This window comes from Enterobacter sp. ECC-249 (genome assembly GCF_043965265.1).
GTDB lineage: Bacteria > Pseudomonadota > Gammaproteobacteria > Enterobacterales > Enterobacteriaceae > Enterobacter > Enterobacter quasiroggenkampii.
Genome location: NZ_CP143660.1, coordinates 697,497 through 718,019, shown reverse-complemented (window position 1 = coordinate 718,019; position 20,523 = coordinate 697,497). Strand labels below are relative to the sequence as shown.

The following is a 20,523-nucleotide window of genomic DNA, read 5'->3' as shown; positions in this document are numbered from 1 at the left end:
TCTTTACCCAGGCAGCACGCGACGTGCTGCCTCAGCCAGAAATGCGCTTCGATTACCGAACTGAGGATGCTCGCTGACAAAGGAATCAATTTTTATCAGCAAACGTCGAGGCATCGTGATGTTGATACGCTCGGCCCTGCCGTCGAACTGCTTCATATTAATATCTACCAACAGCCATTGTCCGCCTGTGAAATCCTCAGGACGACTTTCCAGATGCGCTTCCACATTACCCGGAAGAGGCAGTGCATTATCCATTTCAAATAGCGCTTCGAAGTGTGCTGTGAGCGCATCACGCGCATCCTGAAAAGCGTCGTCCAGGGAATCACCTGCAAAAAAACAGCCTGGAACGTCAGGGAAAAAGCCGCTGGCGCTACCGTCGGAGTCAGAATGAATGTAAGCCGGATAGAACATAACTACTCCTGATATCAGTGTTTAATTCCCGCCTGTCGCCAGATCTGGGCGAGAGTGCCCGGTTTAATATCCTTCTTGGGATGTGGGACAGTAACCAGCCCTTTCTGTTCGGGATGGCGAAACTGATGATGGCTTCCTTTCGTTCTGACACATTTCCAGCCATGGCCGATCAGAACAGTAATGACATCCGCACTTTTCACATCCCAATCCTTCCATGATTATACACATGATACACACCATTGCTACCGGGTCGAATCACATTAGCGCATAAGGAACATCAGTGCAGCCGTGTTTTGGCGGAACAGGAAGAAGCATCGAGAAATGAAAAAGGAATACGTTGTATTGCAGATAAAAATGCAGGCACGATCGTAGGCCGGGTAAGGCGAAGCCGCCACCCGGCTTTACCGCATCAGAAACGCCAGGTCAGGCCGGTCATCAGCGCGAAGCTGTCGTCGCGGTCGATCATCGGGCTGTTCTTCACGTCGTCAGGCAACACGGTGTAGACGGCGCTGGCGTTGAGGTACAGCTTCTGGGTTAACTGATATTTAGCCGCCAGACCAACGTATGGCGTCCAGCTGTCACCGGCGGTGTATTGATCCAGTCCGGAGCGGCGAGACTCGCTGCCGGATACGCCGTAGTAGTAGTCGTTATAGCTTTCGTCGCTGTAGAACACCCCCACAGAAGGCGTCAGGGTCAGGCGCTCCATTTTGATTGGACGGAAGTATGATACCTCGCCCACTACGCCGCCGCTTTCATCCATCGCATCGCCAGAAACGGCCACTTTCAGAGAGCCCCAGCTTTCGTGGCGGTAGTACGCGCCGCCGAGGAAGGCAGAGGCTTTACGCTCATCCAGCTGCTTCATCTGATGGTCGTCGTTAACGTCAGGGTCGAAATGCAGCGGCATCCACGTTGCGGTCAGGCTGAGTTCATTTTTTGCGTCTTTCCACAGGATCCATCCGCCCGTGGTCTGACGAACATAAAAGCGATCGCCTTCGTAGCTAATTAACGGTACCGCAGTCGTATTTTCGTTATAGCCTTTGTATGGAGACTCATTAAATACAGCCCCCGCTCCAAGTGAAAATTCACCGGCCATGGCAGACGTTGATGCAAATAACGTGGCAGCGATGAGTAAATTGTATTTAATAGTCATTCTATGTAATCCATTTAAATGCCAAACAAGCGAGGCGCATAATAATGGTTACAAAATTGCCAATGCAACGCTGCGGTTTATATAATATTATATATAAAATCATATAGATGGGTGTGCATGATGAGTAAATTACAGCTAAAACCACGCGAATTAAAAATTATCTCCGTCATCGCAGCCACCCACAGCATTGGTGACGCCGCCGCCCTGCTGGGTATGGCGCAGGCCAACGTCAGTAAATATCTGTCTGATTTTGAAACGCGGGTTGGGCTCAAGGTTTTTGAGCGCACCACGCGCCAGCTGGCCCTGACCCAGTTTGGTGAAGCGTTACTCCCCTACGTGAACGCCACGCTGGATAAGAACAGCCAGCTTGTTAATTTCATTGCTGATTATAAGCATGAAAAGCGCGGAAAAGTGACGATCTATGCCCCAACAGGTATCGTGACCTACCTCGCGCGACACGTGATCCATCAGATAGAAGACATCGGCGACATCCGCATCTCCCTGAAAACCTACAATCTGGACCGGAATGAATTTTCAGAAGGCGTTACCTTTCCGGATGACTGCGACATTTTAATTACCTATGCTCAGCCAAAAGACGAAAGTCTGGTTGCCAGCGTTCTGACACAATATTCCGTTACGGCCTTCGCAACCGTAGAATATCTTAATAAACATCCCTTAACCGGACCTGAAGATTTAATTAATCACTCCTGTATTCTCATTGACTCCATGCTGGTCGATGATGCCAACATCTGGCGTTTCCGCGTGCACGGCAGCGATGACGTGCATGACTACCGGGTGACCGGTAATTATATTTGCGACAATACGCAGACGGCCCTTGAGCTGGCCAGAAATAATCTTGGGATTGTTTTTGCACCAAAAGAGAGTCTGAAAAAAGAATTAACGAAAGGCATGCTGGTCCCCTGTTTCCCGCATCAGGAAGAGTGGTGGCTCGATCTGACGGCCATCTTCCGCAAACGCGAATATCAGCCCTGGCGCGTGCAATACGTTCTGGATGGCGTCCTTAACTGCCTGCGCCAGCAAATTGCTCAGGCCGCCCACGGACGGCCTGAGCTGGGCGACTAGAACAGCCCCAGCGGCTTATCGGAATAGCTGACCAGCAGACATTTAGTCTGTTGGTAATGCTCCAGCATCATCTTGTGGGTTTCACGTCCGATGCCCGACTGCTTATAACCGCCAAATGCCGCGTGCGCCGGATAGGCGTGGTAGCAGTTGGTCCAGACGCGCCCGGCCTGAATGCCGCGGCCCATTTTATAGGCCAGATTACCGTTGCGGCTCCAGACGCCTGCCCCCAGACCATAAGGCGTGTCGTTGGCAATCTCCAGCGCCTCCTCCATCGTTTTAAAGGTGGTCACGGCCAGCACCGGTCCGAAAATCTCCTCCTGGAAAACGCGCATGTTGTTCTGGCCGAACAGGATCGTCGGCTCAAGGTAATAGCCGTCTTGCAGATCTCCGCCAAGCACCTTACGACGCCCGCCGGTGAGAATATCCGCCCCCTCTTTCTTGCCGATGTCGATGTAGTTGAGGATGGTTTCCAGCTGTCCGTGCGAGACCTGCGCCCCCATCTGCGTGACGTTATCGAGCGGGTTACCGCTGCGAATAGACTCAACGCGGCGAATAGCGCGCTCCATAAAGCGCTCATAGATGGACTCCTGCACCAGCGCGCGGCTTGGGCAGGTGCAGACTTCGCCCTGGTTAAACGCAAACAGCGCAAACCCTTCCAGGGCTTTATCGAAGAAGGCATCCTCTTCCTCCATCACGTCCGCGAAGAAGATGTTCGGGGATTTCCCGCCCAGCTCCAGGGTCACCGGAATGATGTTCTGCGTGGCGTACTGCATGATCTGCTGGCCCACCTCCGTCGACCCGGTAAACGCCACTTTGGCGATACGTTTTGAGGTAGCCAGATATTCGCCTATCTCCCCGCCCGCGCCGTTCACTACGTTAATCACGCCCGGCGGCAGAAGATCGCCAACGATTTCCATCAGCAGCAGGACCGAGAGCGGGGTCAGACGCGCCGGTTTCAGCACAATGCAGTTCCCGGCCGCCAGCGCGGGCGCCATTTTCCAGCTCGCCATTAGCAGCGGGAAGTTCCACGGAATGATTTGGCCTACTACCCCCAGCGGTTCGTGGAAGTGATACGCCACGGTGTCGCTGTCGACTTCGCTGATCCCGCCCTCCTGAGCGCGAATACAGGAGGCAAAATAGCGGAAGTGGTCAATAGCCAGCGGCACGTCAGCCGCCATCGTTTCCCGGATCGGCTTGCCGTTATCCCAGGTTTCCGCCGTCGCCAGCAGCTCCAGATTCTGCTCCATCCGGTCGGCGATTTTGAACAGGATCGCCGCGCGGTCCTGCACGGAGGTGTGCGCCCATTTCTCTTTCGCTTTGTGCGCCGCATCCAGCGCCAGGTCGATATCGCGCTTGCCGGAGCTGGCAATCTCGCACAGCGGCTGGCCGGTAACCGGGGTCAGGTTGGAATAGTATTCGCCGTCGACGGGGGCGACCCAGTCGCCGCCGATAAAGTTGTCATAACGGGGCTTCAGCTTGAGGGGAAAACCATACTCGCCGGGCTGGATACGCGATGAGGGAGGATTGTTTGTCATGTCCGTCTCCTTGCTGTTGGTGTACAACAAGGTTAGTTCCGGCTGGCGATTTTCTCGCCAGCCGGTAACGGCTTTACGACGGGGGTCACGGAGTTTCAGGAAATAATAACGAATCTCGCAATAAATGATCGTTACCACGACGGCGGGTAAAGCCGATGCGGTTGAAATACTCCAGGATCTGGATCGCCAGCTTGCGGCCCACGTTCAGCCGGTCGCGGAAATCCGCTGCGCAGGTAGAACCGCGTGCCTGATCCAGCTCGCGGATCAGGTTAGCAAACGCCACAATGCGATCGTTACGGTAATAACGATCTTTCACGATCGCAACTATCAGCCCCTGCTGCGCCGCATGGCGCAATACCTGGCGCATCACCTGCTCGTCGGTGTTGGTTTCCCTTGCCAGATCGCGAACCCACCACGGCTCATCGCCAAACAGGGGGGCCGCTTTTTGCCATATCGCCTCCTGCTCGTCGGTGAACCCGGCCTTGTGATCCGGCAGGTGCAGCCAGCCGTGGTGGCTTTTAATCACTCCGCTTTCGCGCATGTTTTCGATCAGCAGCAGCACCAGCGCATCGTCTTCCATCGGCAGCGCCATGCGTCGCAGACGCTCGCGGCCCGGGCCAGGCTCGTCCTGATGCTGTTCATGGTACGTCGCGAGCGTGTTCAGTATCTTACGCTGCCAGTGCGCAGCAACCGGGGCATTGAGCAGGCTGTTGCCGGCCTGAATAAAGCCCGGCTCTTGTGTCAGCTGCCGTAAGCCTTCCCCGCTCAGCTGGCGTGCCCATGCAAAATCACGCAGAGTCACCGCTCCGCGATCGAGGTGCACCCGCAGCGCGGCGTTATCCTCTCTGGCCTCTGCCAGCGCGGCAAGCCACTGCAAATATTCCGGCTTACGCTTGCCGCGTCGGGGTGGGTTAAGCGCCACCACGCGCGCTCCCGCCAGCGTTTCCCTTGCAGAGATGTCACGCAGTACCAGACGATCGTTGTCTGCCAGCCAGAGCGGCGAATCGAATACCAGCTCGGCGAGATCGTTTTCCAGCAGCGACACGCGCCCGGTGATATGGCTGGCCGCGTGGTGAATATGCAGCGGCTGCCACTGGGTCAGCGGCATGTGTGTCTGCAGGGAGACAATCACCCGTTCAGACGGTTCCGGCGGGGCATCGGACAGCAGCCAGTCGCCGCGGTTAAGCTGCTCTTTTTCCGCATCCCCGGCAATGTTCAGCGCGATCCGCTGACCGGCGTGGGCACGGTCAGCGGGCTGGTTTTGTGCGTGCAGCCCGCGCACGCGCATCGGTTTGTTCACGCCCGTCAGCCAGAGCGTATCTCCCACGCTGACTTCACCACTCAGCGCGGTGCCGGTCACGACCAGCCCCGCACCTTTTACGGTAAACGCCCGATCGATCGCCAGACGGAAACGATGATGGCTGGCGTGGTCGCGTGATGAAAGGTGCTGCAAATGGTGGCGAAGTTCGTCGATACCACGCCCTTCTGTCGCTACGGTGACAAAAAGAGATGCATCAGCAAAACCATACTCCCGCAGGGTCGCCTGGACCGTTTCGCGCACCTCACTGATGCGCGCATCATCCACGCGATCGGCTTTAGTCAGCGCCACGGTCAGCTGCGGGTTGCCGGTTAGCTGCAGGATCGCCAGGTGCTCGCGGGTTTGCGCCATCACGCCGTCATCGCAGGCCACCACCAGCAGGACATGATCGATGCCGCCCACGCCCGCCAGCATGTTGGACAGAAACTTTTCATGCCCCGGCACATCAATAAAACCCAGCACGCGGCCATCAGGCTGGGGCCAGTAGGCATAGCCCAGATCGATGGTCATGCCGCGCTTTTTCTCTTCCGGCAGGCGATCGGCGTTTACGCCGGTAATAGCCTGCAGTAACGTGGTTTTTCCGTGGTCGACGTGACCGGCGGTGGCAATAATCATTTCAACAGCATCTCCAGAAATCGCTCTTCATCTTCAAGGCAGCGCAGATCCAGCCACATTCGGCCGTCGTAAATCCGGCCGATAACCGGCATCGAGAGAACGCGCCAGCGCGACGACAGCGCCTCAAGCTGGCTGCCGCGCCCGTCACGCGGCGTGAACGTCAGCGCCTCACTCGGCAGCCTGTCCACCGGCAGCGACCCGCTGCCAATCTGCGACTGGCAGGGCTCAATGCGAACGTCAAAATCGGGGTAGTGCGCGGCGACGCGCGGCAGCAGTAACTCGGCCTGGGCGCGAATCGAGGCGGCATCGCGGGTTAACAGGCGCAGCGTGGGCAGGCGTTCGGCCAATTTTTCCGGATGGAGATAGAGCCGCAGCGTCGCCTCCAGCGCGGCAAGCGTCATTTTATCGGCGCGCAGGGCGCGCTTAAGCGGATGCTGCTGTAGCTGAGCAATCAGCTCGCGCTTGCCGACGATAATCCCGGCCTGCGGCCCGCCCAGCAGTTTGTCGCCGGAAAAACTGACCAGGCTAACGCCCGCCGCAATCATTTCCTGCGGCATCGGCTCTTTCGGCAGACCGTACAGGCTCAGGTCCACCAGCGAGCCGCTGCCGAGATCGGCAATCACCGGTATATTCAGTTCGCGCCCGATCGCCGCCAGCTCCGCCTCGTCAACCGTTTTGGTGAAGCCTTCAATATGGTAATTGCTGGTGTGAACCTTCATCAACAGGGCGGTATTTTCATTCACCGCCACGCGATAATCTTTCGCATGGGTACGGTTTGTCGTGCCCACTTCATGTAGCGTGCAGCCTGCCTGGCGCATCACGTCCGGAATACGAAACGCTCCGCCAATCTCCACCAGCTCGCCGCGGGACACCACCACCTCTTTGCCGCTGGCGGTGGCCGCCAGCATCAGCAGCACCGCGGCGGCGTTGTTATTCACAATGCAGGCATCTTCCGCGCCGGTCAGCTGGCACAGCAGCTCCGCCAGCGCGCGGTCGCGGTGCCCGCGTCCGGCACCGTTCAGATCGTACTCCAGCGTCACGGGCGCTCGCATGGCCTGCACGACCGCGGCAACGGCCTCTTCCGCCTGCTGCGCGCGCCCAAGGTTGGTATGCAGCACGGTTCCCGACAGGTTTATCACCGGGCGTAACGCGCTTTGCGCCTTCTCAACCAGCCGGCGTTCAACTTCCTGCTCCCAGTCAGTACACCAGTCGGGCAAGGCGTTTTCTGCCTGAATCGCGTATCGGGCTTCGCCCTGAAGCAGGCGTAACATTTCCACCGTCGCGGTATGGCCGAAACGCTCAACAACAGCATGAATGCGGGGTTCGCGAAGAAGACGGTCGGTAGCGGGGATCTGGCTGTACAGCGAATGATGAGTAGTCATGAAAGCGCCTGGCGAGTAAATATCTTCCCCCCTCCCGACGGGAGAGGGAGTTAACATGTGGGGGGATTGTACCGCCTCCGACGGCGAAGTGTTATAACCCGCGTCAAGCCTTTGGCGGTTCGGTACGGGCAAAGCTCTCGCGGCTAAACAGCGTGTCTGCAAGCTTCACCAGCAGCGGTCGGTCGACGCACCAGCCCGGGGAGACCCGGCGGAAGTTGAGATAACCAATCGCGCAGGCGATGGCGATGGTCCCCAGGTTCAGGCTGTCGGTGTCGATCTTTCCCTCCTGAATAAGCTGCTCGCACCTGTCCAGGCTGCGGCTGATTTTTTCCCGCTGGCGTAACAGTTCCGTTTCCGACTGCTGGGCAGCGGGCCTTGCCTGTTCCCGTACGGAGGTTAACGCCGCATCCATAATGCCATCGGCCAGGGCTTCAACCTGCTTCACCGCCAGCGCCGCTTTTGGGTCTGCTGGCAGCATTGCCGGGGCAACGCCCAGCAGCTCGATATACTCCGCAATAATCGGGGAATCGAACCAGTATTCGCCCTCATCCGTGACCAGCGCCGGGACTTTCCCCAGCGGGTTGTACTGCGCAACGCCGTTTTCCGCGTTGTAGGGCTGTTCATTCACGAATTCAAATTCAATCCCTTTCTCCAGCAGGAGAATCGAGATCTTTCGCACGAAGGGACTGGTGTAGCTACCGATGAGTTTCATTGCCTGATCCTTGATGCCGGAAAAAAGTCAGTATGGATCAAGCGATGAAAAAAGGGCAGGTCTGCATGTCGCATTCCTGCCCTGGAAGGATTAGTGATCGAGGTAGAGGTAGTGCATCCAGCTGGTCATACGCAGCAGTACTTTACGCATCACAGAGACGTGAGCGAAGTGGTCCGAATAGACCGCCACCTGGGCATAGATACCGTCCGGCAGGGCATCGACTTCGGCGTTGGGTTCCAGCTCAATAAGTGCCTGAACGCCGTCCGTTCCCGGCACCACCGTCAGCGACTGCAGCGCGCCCTGCGCCTGATAGGTTCCCCCCGGCACCACCGGCAGAATACTGGTGAGCTTCCCGGAGAACACCTGGCCGGGCAGCGCGTTAAACACCACTTCCGCCTCATCGCCCGGCTTCAGACGCAGCAGCGAGTTCTGGCGGAACTGGGCCACAATCTGACGCTTCTGTTCTGGAATGAATACCATCACCGGACGCAAAGGCAGCGCGGCGGCATAGGTTCCCGGACGAATCAGCACCTGGGTGATATAACCATTGCTCGGCGCGCGCACCACGGTCTGGTCCAGATTGTATTTGGCTTCGGCAAGCTGGGCGCGTAAGGACGCAATCTGCGACTGTTCACCGTTCACCATGCTGTCTAACTGGCTTTGGATCTGCACCTGTTCAGCCACGGAGCCTTTCACCAGCGCATCCTGCGCCAGATAGTTCTGCCGCGCGTTGTCGATATCGCTTTCAGAGAACGGATTCACCTTCGCCTGGCTGCCTTTCAGGTAGCGCTGATAATCTTTGTACAGGCGATCGCGCTCAGCGGAGACGCGCGTGGTATTGGCAACGGCTTCCGCCAGCTGGGCTTTCAGATTATCGATATTGTGCGTTGCGGTCACCAGGTCGGCCTGAAGTCTGTCGACGCGCGCCTGGTAGCGGCCTGGATCCAGTTTAAATAACACTTCGCCTTTTTTAATAAGCTGGTTATTTTTATCGGTCACTTCGCTGACCACACCGGTCACCTGCGGCGTGATTGGAATAGAAATAACCGCTTTTTGCGCCGTAAAGGTATACGGGTGGTTATAGTTCATTAACAGAATAAGTCCGGCAACAATAAATACGCCGCCTAATGTTGCGGTGGCAAGCGTCCACTGGTTGACCGGAATTCGGAATATTTTAAAGATGGCCCAGGCAAATGCCACGTAGGTCAAAATAATCAACAGATCCATGATTAGCGCTCCAGCGTGTTCTTATCAGCAGCAGGCTTTACCGCGGCCAGCTTTTGTTCGAGTTCCGCCACGCGTTTGGCGAGCGCATCCATGCCCGGGACCTCATCAGGCTTTGTGATGTGGTTTTGCATGCCCCAGCCGCGATCTTCGCGGTACAACGTGGCCCAAATCCACAGGAATGGCCAGATGGCATGGAGCGTAAACAGGCTAATCCAGCCAGCCGTATGAATGGCATCGGCATGCGGATGGTTACGCTTTTTGGCCATATTATAAGGAATATCATGGATGGCGATGATTCCGTAAAAGAGAACCAGAAATACAAAAATCAATACGCCCAGCGCAAAATAGTTGAGAAACATATTCTCCTCACTTAAACAACGTCAACTCATTAAATTAATAAAACGGTACGCAACCTAATTAATTTTTTATAAACACGGGGTTGTGCTTACTATTTCCGAGCCGGGGAGTATCGGTTTTTATAATATCTCCATGCAAGTTTATAAGCGTGTCAAAATATATCCTGAATAATAATAGACTTATCCTTACAATATGAGCGTAATCCACCTTTTAACTTTTCGCCATACCACACATCAAAAGTGGTTTTTTAGCTTATCGTGTCGTGCAATATCATCCTGGCGCTGAAATGCGAAGCAGAGTTTGCCGTCGATCACAGCCGGAGAAATCCGCATAAAAATATTTTGTGAAATCAGTCACAATCCAGAAACAAACACGCCGGAACAAAACGTGACGGCAGTCACACAAAAGGGTGGATTTTGCTTTTTTTGTCGCCATTGTATTTTTTTTGTCCGCAAATTTTGTGATTGAGATCACCCCATTGATATCCATACCCCCTACCTTTACGTGATATGCATCACACAAATTTTCCCTGTCTGGACAGTTGAACGATTCAGTGCCAGATTTCACAGCATCAGAACAGGGTCCGGCTACCTCTGCCGCCTCATTAACAATAAACCTCGGGCCACAAGCCTAAGCGTAAACAGAAGAAGGGGTGTTTTATGTCATCCGATTTCAAGATCAAAGTTCAAAGCTTTGGTCGTTTCCTCAGCAACATGGTGATGCCAAATATCGGCGCGTTTATCGCGTGGGGTATCATCACCGCATTGTTCATTCCGACAGGGTGGTTGCCTAACGAAACGCTGGCGAAACTTGTTGGCCCAATGATTACCTATCTCCTGCCGCTGCTCATCGGTTTCACCGGTGGTCGTCTGGTAGGCGGTGACCGTGGTGGCGTCGTGGGTGCCATCACAACCATGGGCGTTATCGTCGGTGCAGATATGCCGATGTTCCTCGGTGCGATGATTGCCGGTCCTCTGGGCGGCTGGGCGATTAAGAAATTCGACGTCTGGGTTGATGGTAAGATCAAATCCGGCTTCGAAATGCTGGTGAACAACTTCTCTGCGGGCATCATCGGGATGATCCTCGCCATTCTGGCATTCCTCGGCATTGGCCCTGCGGTTGAAGTGCTGTCTAAAATTCTGGCAGCAGGCGTTAACTTCATGGTGGCGCACGAGATGCTGCCGCTGGCGTCTATCTTCGTTGAACCGGCGAAAATCCTGTTCCTTAACAACGCCATCAACCACGGTATCTTCTCGCCGCTGGGTATCCAGCAGTCTCACGACCTCGGCAAGTCTATCTTCTTCCTGATTGAGGCCAACCCGGGCCCAGGTATGGGCGTTCTGCTGGCGTACATCTTCTTTGGCCGCGGCAGCGCAAAACAGTCTGCTGGCGGTGCGGCGATCATCCACTTCCTGGGCGGTATCCACGAAATTTACTTCCCTTACGTGCTGATGAACCCACGTCTGATCCTGGCCGTTATCCTCGGCGGTATGACCGGTGTGTTCACCCTGAGCGTGCTGGGCGGTGGTCTGGTTTCTCCGGCCTCTCCGGGTTCTATCCTGGCGGTACTGGCGATGACGCCAAAAGGCGCTTACTTCGCGAACCTCGCGGCTATCTTTGCGGCAATGGCCGTCTCCTTCGTGGTCTCTTCTATCCTGCTGAAAACCAGCAAAGTGAAAGAAGATGATGACATCGAAGCCGCAACCCGTCGTATGCACGACATGAAAGCCGAATCCAAAGGCGCGACGCCACTGGCAGCAGGTGATGTCTCTAACGACCTGAGCCACGTGCGTAAAATCATCGTTGCCTGTGATGCCGGTATGGGTTCCAGCGCAATGGGTGCAGGCGTGCTGCGTAAGAAAGTGCAGGATGCGGGCCTGACCAACATCTCCGTGACCAACAGCGCCATTAACAGCCTACCGCCGGATGTTGACCTGGTCATCACGCACCGCGACCTGACCGAACGCGCCATGCGCCAGGTGCCGCAGGCACAGCACATTTCGCTGACCAACTTCCTCGACAGCGGCCTGTACACCAGCCTGACCGAACGTCTGGTGGCCGCGCAGCGTCATGAAGACAACGAAGTGAAAGTGCGCTCCAGCCTGCAGGACAGCTTTGACGAGAGCAACGCCCACCTGTTTAAGCTGGGTGCGGAAAACATCTTCCTCGGTCGTACAGCGGCAACCAAAGAAGAAGCAATTCGCTTTGCCGGTGAGCAGCTTGTAAAAGGCGGCTACGTTCAGCCTGAATATGTTGACGCGATGCTGGAACGCGAAAAACTGACGCCAACCTACCTGGGCGAATCCATCGCGGTGCCGCACGGTACGGTTGAAGCGAAAGATCGCGTCCTGAAAACCGGCGTCGTATTCTGTCAGTATCCGCAGGGCGTGCGCTTCGGTGAAGAAGAAGACGACATCGCCCGTCTGGTGATTGGTATCGCCGCTCGCAACAACGAGCACATTCAGGTGATTACCAGCCTGACCAACGCGCTGGATGATGAGTCCGTTATTGAGCGTCTGGCCAATACCACCAGCGTGGAAGAAGTGCTGGCTCTGCTGAACAAATAAGTTCTCTTCCCTCTCCCCTCCGGGGAGAGGGCTTGGGTGAGGGGAAAACGTTCCTCACCCCAGCCCTCTCGGGTAAAAACATTGATGAAGGTTAACACTATGAAAGCATTACATTTTGGCGCAGGTAATATCGGGCGTGGTTTTATCGGTAAACTGCTGGCAGACGCGGGCATTACGCTGACATTCGCCGATGTGAATCAGGTTGTCCTGGATGCCCTGAATGCGCGTCATAGCTATCAGGTACACGTGGTCGGTGAAAACGAGCAGGTCGAGACGGTATCCGGCGTCAACGCGGTCAGCAGCATCGGCGAAGACGTTATTGACCTTATCGCCAGCGTCGATCTGGTTACCACAGCGGTAGGCCCGGTTGTCCTTGAGCGAATCGCCCCTGCGGTCGCGAAAGGCCTGGCAAAACGTAAAGCGCAGGGCATCGACACCCCGCTGAACATCATCGCCTGTGAAAACATGGTTCGCGGCACCACGCAGCTGAAAGGCCACGTGCTCAACGCTGTAGCAGACGAAGATAAAGCCTGGGTTGAAGCGCACGTCGGGTTTGTGGACTCCGCCGTGGACCGCATCGTTCCGCCGTCTGAATCCGCCACCAACGACCCGCTGGAAGTTACCGTAGAAACCTTCAGCGAGTGGATCGTCGATAAAACCCAGTTTAAAGGCGCGCTGCCGACCATTCCGGGAATGGAATTAACCGATAACCTGATGGCGTTTGTCGAACGCAAACTCTTCACGCTGAACACCGGGCATGCTATAACCGCGTACCTCGGAAAATTGGCCGGTCATCAGACCATTCGTGACGCGATTCTCGATGAGAAGATCCACGCGGTGGTAAAAGGGGCAATGGAAGAGAGCGGCGCGGTGCTGATCAAACGCTACGGTTTTGATGCTGATAAACATGCAGCATACATTCAGAAAATCCTCGGTCGCTTTGAAAACCCGTATCTGAAAGATGACGTTGAGCGCGTGGGCCGTCAGCCTCTGCGCAAACTGAGCGCGGGCGACCGCCTGATTAAACCGCTGCTGGGTACGCTGGAATACGGCCTGCCGCACGCCAACCTGGTGAAAGGGATTGCCGCTGCGATGCACTACCGCAGCGAGCAGGACCCGCAGGCGATTGAGCTGGCTCAGCTGATTGATGATAAAGGCGCACAGGCTGCGCTGGCGCAGATTTCCGGTCTGGACGCCAACAGCGACGTGGTTGTGGAGGCGGTTAACGCATACAACGCAACCAAATGATGCACAGTGAGGCGCAGGTTAACCTGCGCCCGGATAACAGATTGTCAGATATGCAGGCAATAATGGAACAAACCCAGGCCTTTGAAAATCGTGTGCTTGAGCGTCTGAATGCTGGCAAAACCGTACGAAGTTTCCTGATTGCCGCCGTCGAGCTGTTAACCGAGGCGGTGAATATCCTGGTGCTTCAGGTGTTTCGCAAAGACGACTACGCGGTAAAATATGCTGTAGAACCGTTACTGGACGGAGACGGACCGCTGGGCGATTTATCCGTGCGTCTGAAGCTGATTTATGGTCTTGGCGTGCTGAACCGACAAGAGTATGAAGATGCGGAGCTGCTAATGGCGCTGCGTGAGGAACTCAATCATGACGGTAATGAATACACCTTTACCGACGATGAGATCCTGGGGCCGTTCGGCGAGCTGCACTGCGTCACCGCGCTCCCTCCGGCACCGCAGTTTGATAACAGCGACCCAGAGCTCTACGCGATGCAAAAGCTGCGTTATCAACAGGTTGTCCGTTCCACGATGGTTCTCTCCCTGACTGAGCTGATTTCCCGAATCAGCTTAAAAAAAGCGTTTCAGAAGTAAGCCTGCTCACATTGGTGTATCCTTCCCTGTAAATTCCCCGTTTTCAGAGTTATTTGTCATGAAAGAAGTCGAAAAGAACGAAATTAAACGCCTGAGCGACCGCCTGGATCTCATCCGCCACCAGATGGCGGGCCTGTCACTGGTCGATTCCGCCGAGAAGTACGCCGAGCTGGAAAAAGAAGTCGCCACGCTGGAAACAGAAATCGAGCGCCTGCGCGAAGTCAAAAGCCAGAAGCTGAGCAAAGAAGCGCAGAAGCTGATGAACATGCCGCACCGCCGTGCGATCACCAAAAAAGAGCAGGCCGATATGGGCAAGCTGAAGAAAAGCGTCCGTGGTCTGGTGGTCGTGCACCCGATGACCGAACTTGGCCGCGAAATGGGCCTGAAAGAGATGACGGGTTTTTGTAAGACCGCATTCTGATATTTAATTTAAGTTAAACACAAACCGACCCAATATATTCACCAAACGAATATATTGGGTATTTGCCTTAAATAGCAGATGACTGCTCACAAGTGTAAATATGTAACAGTAAAATCTGCCGGTTCACAATTCCCTTCCTTAAGAGTAAAGTAGATATTCATTTCTTTCGATCTAACTAATACACACGGCACGCCATTGAAATATAATATATCTTCCTTGGCGTGATGGTATGTCATTGCATTAGGTTATAAATTTTATGAATTCTACTGAGAGCTCAACCTTTCAAAACAGCGCCCTTTCTTTAGAACAAAAACTTGAAAAAGCCAGGGCTGAACTTCTGGATTTAGGGGCAAGGAACCGCTTACTCAACATTCCGCGATCAAAGAATACACGCTTCCTGGAAGTTATTGATGAGCGTTCTGAACAGGTCTATAACCTTCTTTTTAATGAAAAAAAGACGTTCACTTTTTTGCATGGTAAATCAGGAAAAGAAGACGATCTGGAGACTGAAGATAGCCCTTCTGAAGAAAAAGCTTTTATTTATCAATTCGATGAATCTGACACAGAAATAAAATCGCAACATCTTGATACTAAACTACAGACTCGTTTAACACCTAAAGGATTGCAGACGCGATTACTCGATTTGTACCACGACTCCAAAACGCTTGAAGAGGAGCAAGGCGCAAACATCCTTTTCTTAGCACTGGGCACATTGAAGTGGGTAGATCCCGCCAATAAAGAGAATGTCCGTTACGCCCCATTGATACTGGTACCAGTCAGCCTGGAGCGCGGTAGTGCAGGAGAAAGATTTAAGCTAAAAGCGCGCTCAGAAGACATCATCCCTAACCTCTCTCTGGAAGCCTTCCTTGAACGCGTACACCAGATCACATTACCTGTACTGCCATCTAATGATGATGAAATTAACGTAAGCGGTTACTTTGAGGCTGTACAGCAAGCTATAGCAATAAAAACAGATTGGGAAGTTAAGGCCAATGACATAATTCTTGGTTTATTCTCTTTTTCTAAGTTTTTGATGTATCGCGATCTTGACCCTGCCAACTGGCCTGAGGATGATGCGATCACATCACAATACCTTATTCGTGCGCTCATGGAGGAAGGGTTCGATGAAAGCGATGGACTTCTGTCAGAAGAGAGTCCTATAGACCCTATTATTACGCCAAAAGATATGCTTCATATTATGGATAGTGATAGCTCTCAGACGCTCGCGATTCATGAAGTAAGAAGAGGGAGAAACCTTGTTATACAAGGGCCACCGGGGACGGGTAAGTCGCAGACGATAGCCAATATCATTGCCTCAGCCATCGCGGATGGAAAAACGGTACTCTTTGTTGCAGAAAAAATGGCAGCTCTTGAAGTGGTCAAACGGCGCTTAGATCAAACAGGGGTAGGTGATGCTTGTTTAGAACTCCACAGTAATAAGGCCAATAAACGGATTTTACTTGAAGAGTTGAAGCGAGTGTGGGATTTAGGCTCACCTCGTGGTGAATTTCCTGATGAATTGATAGAGAACTTAACCGAGGCCCGTGACTCCCTGAATGCGCACCCAGCACGCCTCCACAAAGTCTATACACCTTCGGGTTTGAGCCCTTATCAGGTGATTGGCCAATTGGTAAGATTGCGTCAAAATGGACAAACACCTAAAGACTTTATTCTTCATGGCTTCGATGAATGGAACAATAACGATCTGATAAAACGACTGGATCTCGTTAAAGAGCTTATTGAACGAATTGAAGATATTGGACTACCTCGTAATCACCCCTGGAATGGCGTAAAAAGAGAATCCATTTTACCGGGTGAGCTTGATCGCCTGATGCCAAAAATCACTACGTTGTTGGACAAAGTAAATAATTTTCAAAGCACTATCGTACCTCTGGCTGGACGAGTTGGGATAACGCCTGAACCCGTAAATTTCAACGAGGCGGAGAAAATAGTTCAGATTGCTAACCTCATAACTCAGGCCCCCAAGTTTGAGGAAGCTGCACTAATAAATCCTGTCTGGTCTAATTCTCTTTATGAAATAAAAAGTCTCATTGAACAGGGTGTAACGTATCAGAATGATTTAAATGAAATCAAACACCTGATTAATGATGAACAGGTTGACACCCCTCTTCTTGAATTTCGAGATGAGCTGCAAACGATCCCGGAGGACCTTTTACCACATGCCTTCTCGACCGCCAGAGCCTTACTACCACTAATACCCCAAATTCAATCAACAGTGGACCATCTGACTAAAGAGCTAGGAACTGAATCTCTGTATCGTTCATCTCAGGAAATCAAAAATCTGATTGAACTCAGCATACGTGTAGCAGAGGCCCCTGATGCAAGCCCACAAGCCTTTGTCGCTTCTGTATGGGAACATGGTGTCGAGCAAGCCAGGGAGTTGGTAAATTCGATCGCTGATTTACATGCTTTGCGTCAGAAAATCGATCCTCTTGTTTCGGAGACCATTTGGGATACCGAACTTACACAAATTCGTCATAACCTCGCGATTCATACAGGGATGTTCAAAATATTGAATAGTGAATGGCGCCGTTCACGTGCGCTTTCCCGCTCTCTTATTCGCGATATAAATCTGCCTGTTCAGCAGCAAATCGAGCTTTTGGATAACGTGATTCAGGCACAAGTACTGCGAAAAAATATCGCCAACGCTAGCGAGTTTGGCAGCAGTGCTTTTGGCTCACACTGGCGTGGTGAAAGCAGTGACAGCGGTGCTTTGAAAGCATTAGTAGAATGGATGGCGACACTTAAAGATGTAGGCTCAGAAGCACGTTTACTTGCGAGCCAATTGTCTGATCGTGAAACATTGAGGCACCTTAGCCAGAAACTGGAGCTGCTTCTTAATCAAGCTGGCATCGAACTGAAACAACTTTGGAAAGCGTTTGGCACAACTGCAGAATCCTGTTTTGAAAATCATTATTCTATTAAGCGAGTTCCATTAAGCTATGTTGAAGCTCTGGCTCAAAAACTCAGTCGTATAGACTCTGCATCACATCAGGTGTTTAAAGATCCAGCAGATAGGCCCGGTGAACGCCTGACCCTGGTTAAGAAGATTATCGCATTGCAGTATCAGAAGAAGGACATTGAGTCCCAATCCGAATTGGGAAGTTCAGCATTTGGTAGTGCGTGGCTAGAGACACGGTCTAACTGGCACAATCTCGTTAAAGGTTATACATGGATGGAAAATCACGGTGACTTACGCTTCGTCTGCGCGACCGTAAATGATCGTAATGAGTTACTGAATTCCGCGAATCAACTTTCAGCGACGCGTGTCTCTATTATTGACGAACTTGAAAACCTGACCAACGAACTCGAATCGTCCACCAAAGAATTATTCCATTTGGATAATCAGCATTTACGTATCGATAGCGTCCTAAGCAAACTAACCTCCTGGATTGAAAATACCGAGCAATTGTCTAAATGGGTTGCCTGGCAACACCGACGCAACCAGGCGAATAATCTGGGACTCTCAGAAGTAGTAGAACAGCTTGAGGATGGGCGCTTACCATTATCCACTTGTTATAGCTCGGTCGAATATGCCTATTATGAATCGCTGTTCAGTTTAATGGCTAAAGAGACACCATCCCTTTCCCGCTTCGACGGTGATCTTCATAACCGAAAAGTTCAGTATTTTGCCGAAATGGATTTACGCCGCATAAAGAGCTCAAGTATTGAGGTCGCTCGGGCACATCATCGCCGTATTCCTTCAAAAACCGGAGCGGCAGGCCCGGTTGGCGTTCTGCGCGCTGAAATGGCGAGGAAAAGAGGCCATATGCCTATTCGTCAATTGATGCTTAAAGCTGGCCCGGCAATTCAGGCAATCAAACCAGTAATGATGATGAGTCCACTCTCTGTCGCACAATTCTTGATCCCAGGTAAGCAAAAATTTGATTTGCTTGTGATGGATGAAGCCAGCCAGATTCAACCTGTCGATGCCATAGGTGCAATTGCACGGTGTCAGCAAGTTGTTGTTGTCGGCGACGAAAGACAATTACCACCAACCAGTTTCTTCTCTCGTATGACTGAAGCCAGTAACGATGATGGGGATGAGGATTCAACGCAAGTAGCAGATATCGAAAGCATACTCGGATTGTTTGTTGCCAGAGGCTTGCCACAGCGCATGCTTCGCTGGCATTACCGCAGTCGACACCAGTCGCTTATCGCGGTTTCAAATAGTCAGTTCTACGAAAATAAATTGTTTATTGTCCCAAGCCCATATACCGAAGAGGCTGGTATGGGTTTGCGATTCCATTATGTTGAAAACGGTGTTTTCGAATCAGGTGCAGGTAATGCCAATCCTATTGAGGCCAAAAGAATTGCTACCGCAATTCTTGAACATATACAGCAGAATCCTGAATTGTCACTGGGAGTCGCAACATTCTCTGTTTCACAACGTAAGGCTATTCAGGATGAATTAGAGATTCTCCGCCGTTTAAATCCTCAATATGAAGATTTCTTTAATTCTCATCCTGGCGAACCATTCTTCATTAAGAACCTGGAAAACATTCAAGGTGACGAGCGTGATGTCATCATGATCTCGGTCGGATATGCGCGTAATAAACAAGGTTATCTGGCAATGCGATTCGGTCCTCTGGGTTCACAAGGTGGTGAGCGACGGCTGAATGTACTGATTAGTCGAGCGAAACGCCGATGTGAGGTTTTTGCATCGATCACCGATGAAGATATTGATCTCGAGCGTGCAAAAGGTGCTGGCGTATTGGCGTTCAAACTCTTCCTTCAATATGCCCGCACAGGGCGTTTATCAATGTCCACCGTTTCTGGACGTCCGATGGACAGCGTATTTGAAGAACAGGTCGCCTCAGCACTTCAGAACCGAGGTTATCAGGTGCACCCACAAGTTGGAATCGCTGGCTTCTTTATTGATCTGGCAATTGCGGATCCTGAGTTACCGGGGCGGTATCTTCTCGGGATTGAATGTGATGGCAGCGCTTATCATTCCTCTCGTTCTGCAAGAGAGCGTGATCGTTTACGTCAGGCCGTTCTGGAAGATCATGGATGGATCATACACCGAATCTGGAGTACAGATTGGTTCCAAAGACCTGAGGAACAATTGCAAAAAGTTATTAATGCTATTGAAAATGCAAAAAGAGAACTGAATAGTAGAGCAGAACATACATACGGTCGTTCCCGAGCCGTTCCTGTAGATATCGTCACCGTTGAACGAGAAGACGTTATTGAGGTTGGTTTTGATAGAGCTGATTCCGCTAATGATCAGTCTGTCATTTATGAAGAAGCACAACCCGAAGCCAATCTTTCATATGCTTTACATGAAACACCAATCAGCATACTTGCTGATATGGTTGAAAAAATAGTCTTCACAGAATCACCTATCCATTTGAACGAAGTAATCACTCGTCTTCGCTCAGCATGGGGATTGCAGCGAGCCGGTGCACGGATAGAAAGCGTTGTTAGCCAGGCAGCTCAAATTGCCTGTAAACGAGGTAAGATTTATAAGGAGCATGAATTTTTCATACACAAAGAAGTATCAATTCGACTCCGCAACAGACAGAACGTCTTATCTGCAGGCGTCCGTAAACCAGAATTGATCGCACCTGTAGAAATCGCTTCAGGTGTGTTTGATATCGTTAGCGCAAGTCTGGGTGCAACTGAAGATGAGATCATTACATCCATCTCAAGGATGCTTGGTTTTAAATCGACCAGTAGTGTTCTTCGAAAAGTGATCTCCGATGTCATTGAGCAGGAAATTAAAGATAACCGTCTTAAGCAACAAGATGGTTTGATTGTTATCGGAGACACCGCCTCCGTTCAGAACGCTGTTTAATTCCTGTTCTTCTATTAACCCTTTTATGGGGCCCACCATCATATAGTGGAGCCCCATAAAAAAATTGGCCCAACCAATCCCCCTTTTCT

15 protein-coding genes are annotated in these 20,523 nt (G+C 52.3%); 6 read left to right on the top strand and 9 right to left on the bottom strand.

Going from position 1 to position 20,523, the window contains the following annotated elements; translation table 11 throughout:
- Window positions 1-3 precede the first annotated feature (3 nt).
- From V1587_RS03505 to V1587_RS03495, 3 genes are all read right to left on the bottom strand, one after another.
- On the bottom strand, window positions 4-411 hold the full coding sequence (locus V1587_RS03505) for a type II toxin-antitoxin system HicB family antitoxin (protein WP_371899126.1): 408 nt from the start codon (window positions 409-411) through the stop codon (window positions 4-6).
- Between the two features lie 14 nt (window positions 412-425).
- On the bottom strand, window positions 426-611 hold the full coding sequence (locus tag V1587_RS03500) for a type II toxin-antitoxin system HicA family toxin (protein ID WP_041911637.1): 186 nt from the start codon (window positions 609-611) through the stop codon (window positions 426-428).
- Between the two features lie 209 nt (window positions 612-820).
- Window positions 821-1,561, bottom strand: a complete 741-nt coding sequence (locus tag V1587_RS03495) for a MipA/OmpV family protein (RefSeq protein ID WP_371899125.1) — start codon at window positions 1,559-1,561, stop codon at window positions 821-823.
- A 117-nt stretch (window positions 1,562-1,678) separates the two neighbouring features.
- Here V1587_RS03495 and V1587_RS03490 point away from each other — a divergent pair, with 117 nt between their 5' ends.
- Window positions 1,679-2,644, top strand: coding sequence for a LysR substrate-binding domain-containing protein (locus V1587_RS03490; RefSeq protein WP_371899124.1), 966 nt, complete (start codon window positions 1,679-1,681; stop codon window positions 2,642-2,644).
- Here V1587_RS03490 and aldB read toward each other — a convergent pair.
- The 6 genes from aldB to V1587_RS03460 form a co-directional block, all read right to left on the bottom strand.
- Complete coding sequence (gene aldB / locus V1587_RS03485) at window positions 2,641-4,179, bottom strand: aldehyde dehydrogenase AldB (RefSeq protein ID WP_371899123.1); 1,539 nt, start codon at window positions 4,177-4,179, stop codon at window positions 2,641-2,643. The two genes, V1587_RS03490 and aldB, sit on opposite strands and share 4 nt — an antisense overlap.
- Before the next feature lie 85 nt (window positions 4,180-4,264).
- Window positions 4,265-6,112: a selenocysteine-specific translation elongation factor gene (gene selB / locus V1587_RS03480; protein WP_395314504.1), complete on the bottom strand. Its 1,848-nt coding sequence runs from the start codon at window positions 6,110-6,112 to the stop codon at window positions 4,265-4,267.
- Window positions 6,109-7,494 (bottom strand): L-seryl-tRNA(Sec) selenium transferase, encoded by a 1,386-nt coding sequence (selA, locus tag V1587_RS03475; RefSeq protein ID WP_371899121.1) that lies wholly within the window; start codon window positions 7,492-7,494, stop codon window positions 6,109-6,111. Before selA ends, selB begins: the two co-directional genes overlap by 4 nt.
- A gap of 103 nt (window positions 7,495-7,597) precedes the next feature.
- Window positions 7,598-8,206 (bottom strand): glutathione S-transferase, encoded by a 609-nt coding sequence (locus V1587_RS03470; RefSeq protein ID WP_371899120.1) that lies wholly within the window; start codon window positions 8,204-8,206, stop codon window positions 7,598-7,600.
- A 90-nt stretch (window positions 8,207-8,296) separates the two neighbouring features.
- A complete protein-coding gene (locus tag V1587_RS03465; protein ID WP_025758413.1) occupies window positions 8,297-9,433 on the bottom strand; it encodes an HlyD family secretion protein in 1,137 nt (378 codons plus the stop codon).
- Between the two features lie 2 nt (window positions 9,434-9,435).
- Window positions 9,436-9,792 carry a DUF3302 domain-containing protein gene (locus V1587_RS03460; protein WP_024906600.1) on the bottom strand — a complete coding sequence of 119 codons (357 nt, stop codon included), beginning with the start codon at window positions 9,790-9,792 and terminating at the stop codon, window positions 9,436-9,438.
- A 657-nt stretch (window positions 9,793-10,449) separates the two neighbouring features.
- On the opposite strand from V1587_RS03460, the gene V1587_RS03455 reads away from it, so the two are divergent.
- The 5 genes from V1587_RS03455 to V1587_RS03435 all read left to right on the top strand — a co-directional run bounded on the left by V1587_RS03455 (window position 10,450) and on the right by V1587_RS03435 (window position 20,434).
- A complete protein-coding gene (locus V1587_RS03455; RefSeq protein WP_045907896.1) occupies window positions 10,450-12,357 on the top strand; it encodes a PTS mannitol transporter subunit IICBA in 1,908 nt (635 codons plus the stop codon).
- 99 nt (window positions 12,358-12,456) lie between these two features.
- The gene (gene mtlD, locus V1587_RS03450; RefSeq protein WP_371899118.1) at window positions 12,457-13,605 is read left to right on the top strand and encodes a mannitol-1-phosphate 5-dehydrogenase; all 1,149 of its coding nucleotides are present in this window, start codon (window positions 12,457-12,459) and stop codon (window positions 13,603-13,605) included.
- A complete protein-coding gene (gene mtlR, locus V1587_RS03445; RefSeq protein WP_371899117.1) occupies window positions 13,602-14,192 on the top strand; it encodes a mannitol operon repressor MtlR in 591 nt (196 codons plus the stop codon). The genes mtlD and mtlR overlap by 4 nt, the downstream gene beginning before the upstream one ends.
- A 58-nt stretch (window positions 14,193-14,250) precedes the next feature.
- Window positions 14,251-14,613, top strand: a complete 363-nt coding sequence (locus V1587_RS03440; protein ID WP_371899116.1) for a YibL family ribosome-associated protein — start codon at window positions 14,251-14,253, stop codon at window positions 14,611-14,613.
- 256 nt (window positions 14,614-14,869) lie between these two features.
- Entirely contained in the window at window positions 14,870-20,434 is a 5,565-nt protein-coding gene (locus tag V1587_RS03435; protein ID WP_395314503.1) for a DUF3320 domain-containing protein, read from the top strand.
- Window positions 20,435-20,523: the final 89 nt, after the last annotated feature.